This window comes from Neotamlana laminarinivorans, from assembly GCF_020523925.1.
GTDB classification, from domain to species: domain Bacteria; phylum Bacteroidota; class Bacteroidia; order Flavobacteriales; family Flavobacteriaceae; genus Neotamlana; species Neotamlana laminarinivorans.
This window is the reverse complement of the sequence record NZ_JAJAPW010000011.1, coordinates 20384-28204: the sequence shown is the minus strand read 5'-3', so window position 1 is coordinate 28204 and position 7821 is coordinate 20384. Positions and strand designations below refer to the sequence as shown.

At 33.0% G+C, this 7821-nt stretch carries 6 protein-coding genes and 1 pseudogene; 4 read left to right on the top strand and 3 right to left on the bottom strand.

Translation table 11 applies throughout. The features are described from left to right. From LG649_RS15505 to LG649_RS15490, 4 genes and pseudogenes are all read left to right on the top strand, one after another. Window positions 1–206 (top strand): annotated as a pseudogene (locus LG649_RS15505) (hypothetical protein); the annotation flags it as partial. Between the two features lie 2 nt (window positions 207–208). Then, a complete protein-coding gene (locus LG649_RS15500) occupies window positions 209–622 on the top strand; it encodes a DUF5675 family protein (protein WP_226544735.1) in 414 nt (137 codons plus the stop codon). Window positions 623–641: 19 nt separating this feature from the next. After that, complete coding sequence (locus LG649_RS15495; RefSeq protein ID WP_226544734.1) at window positions 642–878, top strand: hypothetical protein; 237 nt, start codon at window positions 642–644, stop codon at window positions 876–878. Between the two features lie 33 nt (window positions 879–911). Beyond that, window positions 912–1097 (top strand): hypothetical protein, encoded by a 186-nt coding sequence (locus tag LG649_RS15490; protein ID WP_226544733.1) that lies wholly within the window; start codon window positions 912–914, stop codon window positions 1095–1097. A 60-nt stretch (window positions 1098–1157) separates the two neighbouring features. Here LG649_RS15490 and LG649_RS15485 read toward each other — a convergent pair whose 3' ends face one another. The 3 genes from LG649_RS15485 to LG649_RS15475 form a co-directional block, all read right to left on the bottom strand. Then, window positions 1158–1583: a DUF6943 family protein gene (locus LG649_RS15485; protein ID WP_226544732.1), complete on the bottom strand. Its 426-nt coding sequence runs from the start codon at window positions 1581–1583 to the stop codon at window positions 1158–1160. 1186 nt (window positions 1584–2769) lie between these two features. Further along, window positions 2770–5175 carry a UvrD-helicase domain-containing protein gene (locus LG649_RS15480; RefSeq protein WP_226544731.1) on the bottom strand — a complete coding sequence of 802 codons (2406 nt, stop codon included), beginning with the start codon at window positions 5173–5175 and terminating at the stop codon, window positions 2770–2772. 126 nt (window positions 5176–5301) lie between these two features. Next, complete coding sequence (locus LG649_RS15475) at window positions 5302–7803, bottom strand: DUF4268 domain-containing protein (RefSeq protein WP_226544730.1); 2502 nt, start codon at window positions 7801–7803, stop codon at window positions 5302–5304. Window positions 7804–7821: the final 18 nt, after the last annotated feature.

Genomic DNA, 7821 nt, shown 5'->3' with positions numbered 1-7821 from the left:
TTGAAAGCTCGGAGACTGCTATTTTACCCTATGAAGCTGCTAATACCGCTGCTATAGATTTGAGCGCGTCTTTAACAGCTAATTCTACTTTACCTGTTATTCAAGTATTGGGTATTGAATTTTACCAGGAAGTTAACGGGCAAATGTACGCCTTAAAGAATGGTGCTTTTAACGCCTTGGCTATTGTTACTGTTGATACTCCATAATTATGGAAGTGGTATTACACAGAACCTATTTTAAGCAAGGTACCAACGGTGCCTTGTTTATTAATAGTGCTTTTTTTGGTTTTAGTATAGAGCTCCCTTGGCTGAATAATGCCCGAGGCACCTCATGCATTCCAGAAGGTGAATACTTGCTTTTACCGCGTTACTCGACGCGTTTTAAACATCATTTACTTGTTAGTGAAGTCAAGGATCGTCGGTTGATTTTAATCCATGGTGCCAATGATGCACAGCGTGATTTACGAGGCTGTATTGCACCCGTAACGGTTTTAAGTGGTATTGGCAAAGGTTATGACTCGCGTCCCTTATTGAATCGGTTTGTTGCTTTATGCTATCAACGTTTTGAGCAGGATCTTCCTGTTCGCTTAAAGATCACCTCCACCCCACTCATTACCTATTAATTTTTTAAAACCTCATATTATGAACATTGTAGAACGCTACACCAGTCCCACCCCCAAATTTTTCAAAGTTTTACGCAATATAGGAATAGCCTTAGCCACTGTTGGTGGTACTATTATAGCTGCACCTGTAGCCTTACCCGCTGCGGTAGTTACAGCTGCTACCTATATTAGTTTAGCCGGAACTATAGCCACGGCCGTTAGTCAAGCGGTAGTTTTGGATGCTGAATCGGATGCCGATTCGGAAACCCCTGAGTAATGTATTTTTTATCCTTTATTAATTTCATTTATTATGTCCGTTAACAGCACAGAAACCCGATTTAGCCTATTAGGAGGCATTTTATTTTCCGCCGTACCCAACTTAGGTTTAAATGATTTTATCAGCACTGGTCTATTGGCTGTTTTTGGTGCTGTGGTTAGTTTTCTGGTGACATTGCTTTTAAAATGGCTGATTGCATTAATAAAGGGACAAGATTAATTATCTTTTTTATAATAGCTAAAACCAGGGCAGATTTACTTCTGCCCTAGTTTTTTTTTATTACATAAGCTCTAAGTTTTTAAATATACTTTGAATATAGGCCCTTTTTAATTGGGCTAGTTTTTGTAACAAAAATTGGTATTCCTCTTCCTTTTTGGTCAAATTTTCAATCATTTTAGCACTTTTATTTAACAATTGTGCATCTTCACAATAGGCCTTTTTAATTACCATTGCACAATCATTAATAGTAATAAAGGGAATTACACTTCCTTTTAAATAGGCTTTAAAAAATTGTCCGATTTGTAACATTAAGGTGAGGTGAAACAGGTGATTGCAACTATGTACTGACTTGGCTATAATGACAAAGCAATTGGGACAGGGCTTTTTTAGAGGCTTACCGGCATTTAATCCTTTATTAAGCACAAAAAAATGCGGTTGGAGATAAGACTTTCCGGGTTGATGGGTTTTGATGATAAACGTTTGCATGGGTATCCAATTTAAAATTAAGCGCTTCGCGCATCATTTTTCATCAGCACCCTAAAAAAGACAGCCTCTGCATTTGTGGCGTAGAAAAGCTGTCAAGTTTTTTTCAAAAAATACTACTGAATACAAATCTATGCTTTTACCCATTGGCTTAATACACCATAACTATTTCTACTTATAACCGCTTTACTAAGTGGAGATTTTTTGAAACACCCGGAGGGCTTGAACTTTACAGCTTAAAGCGCTGGCCGAAGTGCGCCACATATCTTTGCTTGCTTTTTTGGGGTTGGTATTTTGACAATTATACCCTGAAAAACCCAACGCTATTACCAAGGCTACCTCAGCATATATTATAAAAAACATAATAGTTTATTTGATACTGTTATAGATTATACTTTTTGATGATCAAGCAGGTAAAACAGCCTTGAGCTATTCGGCTGGACAAGATTTAAAACCGATGCGCGGTTTGGGTTTAAATGTAGGGGCGTATTGGTTTTAAATTTTGTACAAAGCTTGCGAGCCGCCTAGCGAGTGGCGCTAGGGTGGTACAAAAGGCAGACTTGTACAAAGGTGGTTTGTAGCTATGTTTGCTGCGAAGCTTAGGCTTTTTGTAATTTTATTTTACACAAAAAGGCGGTGCGTAGCAGCATGTACACGAGGCTTACCTTAGACTTGCCAGAGCCCAGTAAAGGATTTAGCAAGGGATGGCGGCGGCGACCTAAGCGTGAAAGCCGAAGCCCGTGGCGCCCTGCAGGCGAGCCAAATTATGGGTAGTGGTTGCTTGTTTTGGGACGCCTGGAGGTACGGAATGGTGTTGCAAAACAAGCAAAGGAACTACCGTGACAACTGACCGAGGCGCAAAAAACGTGTGCCCAACTGTTTTAATTACACTTTGGGCAAACGCGATTGGATTTACGCTTGGAGGGGTTTGCCTGAGTTTAATAAAAACACCCCAAGGGCTTTATAGCTCTTGTTTTAACTTTTAAAATAATATGGCATAAAACAAGTGCTATACAGGTTTGGCGCAGGTTTTGCCAACGACCGAAGGCGGAACACCGCTTTACCTGCGTTAGATTATTACTTGTACTAAAGCTAAAATGATGCCTCTAAACTTATAATCAATACTTAGTTAGGTAAAAAAAAGCCCCAATTATAAAAAATTAAGTTGGTATCGAATATATATTAATAGCTAAATGTATTCATCTTTTAATCTTGCGGTTATCACATCTTCACTTCTTCCAAATAATTCACAAAGCCTCTTGACATCGAATTTATCTTTGTACTTATCGAACAATTCATTTTCTTTCTCACTCCATGGTTCGTAGGCTCGAGGATTTTCTAATCTAGCTTTATATATATGGTATTCTAAATACCCCTTATGTTTTAATGGAATTTCCTGAACCTCAGTTTTAATCTGATTAAATACATTCGAATTTATCGGTAATGAGTTAGCCTGAATATTTGCACCACATTCCGGACAAAATTTATAGTGCGCCTTAAGTGTAGATTCGCATTTAGAACAAAGGGTTATTTTAAATGATGCTTCTTTAGACTCCGATTGATCTTGAAAAACAAAATCACTTGGAATATCTCTGATAAAATCTGAAACTGCACCTTTTTGAGATATAAGATACAAGTAATCCTGTGCTCTAGTCAAAGCTACATAAAATAAACGACGTTCTTCTTCTAATAAGTAATCATAATTAGTAGGCTTAATAACCTGATAAATTTTGTCTTGTAACCAAGGATCTGGAAATCCACCTTTATTTGAATGTAAACCTAAAATGAATACCACTTTAGCTTCTAAACCTTTTGCACTATGAATTGTTTTAAACTGTATTTTATGCCCACTATGTTTTAGTGCCTGTTTTAAATCAGAGGCCATTGCTGAACGTCTGTAAAGCACTAAAATTTCTTCTGGACTTATTCCTTCTTGAATATGCTTTTCGATAGTTTCCCATATAAAAGCATTAGACTGTCCTTCTTGTTCTTCATAGAAAATTTTAATCTTTTGGCCTCCACGCTTAACCGCTTTGATATCTTTTGGTATTTGAAATTTATTTTTCTTTATAGCCTCTGTAGATGCATTAACTATAGAATCTGTGCTTCTATAATTAAGTTTAAGAGTTAGTAGTTCTGAATCTGAAAAATGTTGTTTAAAATTGACTATGTATCCTATTTCAGACCCCCTAAAACCATAAATACTTTGCCAATCATCACCTACACAAAATAACTGAGTTTCTTTCTTTGTTAGTAGATTTAATAAATTAACCTGCAGGTTATTCACATCTTGAAACTCGTCTACCAAAATAAATTTATACTTATCTTGATATCTTTCTTTAATGGCAGGATAGTCCTCTAACAACTGGATACTTTTAGTTAATAACCCATCAAAATCTAAATAAGATTTATTAACGCAATACTCATTAAATGCTTCGATTATAGGGATTGCGAGTTGATAGAACATACGCACTCTTTCAAATTCACTTTTTGCAGCTTCCTCTATAATTTGTTCAACTGGTTTTTCTGAATTAACAATTTTATTTCTTACCTCATTAACCTCTCTAAAAAAGCGAGTAATTTCTTTTCGGAAATTTGAAAACTCTTCATCATAATGCAAAACAGTTGCAGAACTTAAATCATTACTTATTCTTCCTTTAATTACGCGATCTAAAACCTTATTGAAAATAGCCGAATTATGAGTAGCATCATCAAAAGTTTTTATACAAGTATTGCCCGCAATTTTCATTTTACCCTCTTTCCAAAAAGAGGGATAACTCTTATTGCTTATATGTTCTAAGTATAAATTTGCTTGCTGAATAAAAAAATCCGGATGAAAAGTTGATTTACCTACCTTCACTTCTGGTTCATAAACATAATCTATACTATTTCTATACAGCCAATCTGCAATAAACTGTTCTGACTTTGAACGTACTTTATCCCCTTTTAAGCTCGTAAAAAACTTACCTTCCGGTCTAAATTCTTGGTTATCTTTTGTATCATGAATAAAATCTACAAAGTAGTCTAAAATATATCGTTTCAACTTTAAGAGAAACTGCTTATTTTGGGAGAGGTTTATGGTTACTTTTTCAATAATATCACTAACAGATTCCTCTGCAGTATTTGCAAGAAACTCGTTATTTCCTTTTTTATCAGCAACTATTTTAAACTTATTATCAAATACATGAACTCCATCTGTTTTTATAATCTGATAACAAAGACTATGGATAGTTTTAATAGTTAAACGACTTAACCATGGAAATTTATTTAGATAATTTTGACGCTCTTTATTTCTTTCTGAAAATGTAATCCCTTTTGTTTTTATAAAGGTTTCATAGTAACCTGTTTTGTCTGCTGAAACAATCATACGATCTAACATCTCATTCGCTGCATTTTTGGTAAAAGTTACCGCCAGGATATTTTCAGCATTTACGAGTTTATCATCAATAAGGTAGTTAATTTTATGCAGTAATGTTTTAGTTTTACCAGAGCCAGCCCCAGCTAGCACTAGTAAGCGCTTACTTTCAGATATTACAGCTTCGCGCTGTTTATCATTTAAAGAGGTTAAATCTGTTTTTGTGGTTAAATATTTCATTGATTGATTAAAATTATTTTGGGACTAATATTTGGGAGGTTTCACTTTGATTTACTACCATATTGATTTTAAGCACTCCAATCGCTATACTGCCCTTCGGCTTGTTGCATATTATCTTTATTAAATTTATTTAAGCTTCATTATTTCTGGTTGTAGAGCCATTTCAAATTTTGGTAAATAATCAATTAAAAATTGACTCATTTTATCCCAATCTGCTTTATCAAATAAATTAACACCAGATAGTTCATATTTAATACGACTCATTTTATGTTCTGACAATTCTTCCCATTCCAAAGGTTTACCGAAATCATTTTCAATACTATCTTTATGATTTAATAGTTTTTTAAAATATTTCTTATTCTTCACTTTACTTGAAGATGTAATACCCAATTCAATTCTTGCGTATTTACTTGTTATTACAAAAGTGTAATTTAAACCACTTATACCTGCTCCTGAGCTTAACCAATGTCCTTTAGTTGGATTAATGTTTTTAAATAGATTAGTTTCTTTAATTTGTGGCAATAATTGCTTCCAAAACTCCCTACGGACAGCAAATCTATTTTGCGAATCTTTACTTTCCTTATCCTCGTATTTTATAACTAACTCATCTTCAAGCTCAAATAGATTTAATAACTTTTTTAGGCTACTAAACTTTGAATTACTATCTAAATTAGATTCGATGAAATACCCATTATCCAATTCTTGTGGTGTTCTAAAATCATCAGCATTTCTTGTAATTTTAAAAATGTCTTTTGCTTCTAATAAAAGTTGTGGATTCTTCTCATATAGTTTCTGAATTACATAAATATACATTTGAGATATTACCTCTTCATCTACTTTGGTATTTTCAAAAATGAAATATTCTAACTTTTTATGAGTTGGCGACTCTGCAATAAAAATGTTTTGTGCCTCACCACTATCGAAAACAGGAATAGTTACATTAGGGTATTCCCAAATCTTTAGAAACCTATTGTAGATTAAATCAAAACGTTCATTGTAGCTATTAATATTCCAATTATCTAATGTTTTTAAATAATCATTCAGCCAAAGGCGACTAAAATTATAACCTTGTTCGCCATTTTGTCTGTTCATTGATTTTTTCTCTTGAAAAGACTTATTACTCAAAGCCCCATTATTACCTGATAATGTTAGATTAGCTATTGTATTTACATACTTTTCTTTAAATTGAAAATAATCATCAGGTGTAATATCCTTATTCCAATCATCATTAGGATTCTGAGGGAAGATGTGCTCAATGGTTATATTTTCATTAGATGTATCTACATATTCACGGTTATTAAAATTCTCTAATAACTCAAACATATAGTTTCTATTCTTTGATTGAATATTGTATAAATCTTTATCCTTTAAAGCTGTTTTTAAATCTTCATCCGTTGGAAACTTTGCACTACCTCGTTTTTTTATTAGAGCTAATGCTATGGAATCAAAATATTCTTCTGTATCTACTTCAGAATATAAGGTCATAAATATTTTATTTAAAGCATTGGTAGGTAAGCCTACCACAAATCTACGCCAAGTATAGGTTTGTATTAATTTTAATACTTTAAGTAACTCATCATTTGTTATTAAACCATTTTCTGCATCTTCAAATACTTGTAATAGGAACGGAAACGCTACATTAATTTCAAGACGAGAAATATATTCTAATTCTTTTCTTATGTTATGTTCTTGAATTGTAGAAGGATTAATAAACTTCTTGTAGTGTGTAGAAAGCGATTTAATATTTTCTAACTCTTGATGATAGGCTTCATCTTTTATAGAATATAGCTTCTTAAACTCTATGTAGACTTTGTTTTTATTAGGAATCTTTTTATTGCGAAGTGTTAAGTAGTCTCTTATGTAAGATGATACTAAAGATTTTTGTTTAGTTAAATCTCTTGCGTTTTCTTCAATAGGATTCCAAATTTGCTCAAATACTTTATGCTGGTTTTTTGGGTCTAAATCCATTAGAATATAATTTCGAATCAAATCGGATTGTGATAAATCTAAACCTGTAGAATTTAAACTCTCAAAAATACGTTGTGGGTCATCTTTACCACGTTCTAAAGATATTTCTACAAAAATGAGGCGCTTTAATCCGTTAAGAATCGTATTAAAACTGTCTTTTGTTATCGTTAATTTGAAAAAATTAAAGTTCTCAATCACATTAGAATAATGCCCAAACTCATTTTCTGTACTATTCATTATCGCTTTAAATGCTAATGAATTAGTATCTGTTTGCTTTAACTTTAATTTACTTGATTCTTGCTGAACGTATTGATTTACTAAAAACATATTATGCAACATATCTGCTTCTTGTTGCATATCATTAGCTTTTGCAAAACGATATAATGCTACATATAAAATATTAATTGTAGTCAACCTTTGTTGACCATCAATTATAACCAACTCTTTAACTTCACTTGTGCTATATGCACCCTCGTGAATAAAAACGATGCTACCAATAAAATGTGTGCCTCTATCTTCTTTCTCTACTGCTATTATATCATTTAACAACTCTTTACATTCATTATTTGTCCAGTCGTAATTACGCTGATATACAGGTATTACAAATTGTACGTTAGGCGCTTGTAAAAAATTTATAATTGGTAGTTCGTTTGCTTTCATATAATTTTTATAAACTTT

Bases quoted from the DNA above. Each gene is read 5' to 3' on its own strand.
- LG649_RS15475 (WP_226544730.1), bottom strand. From the start codon at position 7,803: ATGAAAGCAAACGAACTACCAATTATAAATTTTTTACAAGCGCCTAAC.
- LG649_RS15480 (WP_226544731.1), bottom strand. From the start codon at position 5,175: ATGAAATATTTAACCACAAAAACAGATTTAACCTCTTTAAATGATAAA.
- LG649_RS15500 (WP_226544735.1), top strand. From the start codon at position 209: ATGGAAGTGGTATTACACAGAACCTATTTTAAGCAAGGTACCAACGGT.
- LG649_RS15490 (WP_226544733.1), top strand. From the start codon at position 912: ATGTCCGTTAACAGCACAGAAACCCGATTTAGCCTATTAGGAGGCATT.
- LG649_RS15485 (WP_226544732.1), bottom strand. From the start codon at position 1,583: ATGCAAACGTTTATCATCAAAACCCATCAACCCGGAAAGTCTTATCTC.
- LG649_RS15495 (WP_226544734.1), top strand. From the start codon at position 642: ATGAACATTGTAGAACGCTACACCAGTCCCACCCCCAAATTTTTCAAA.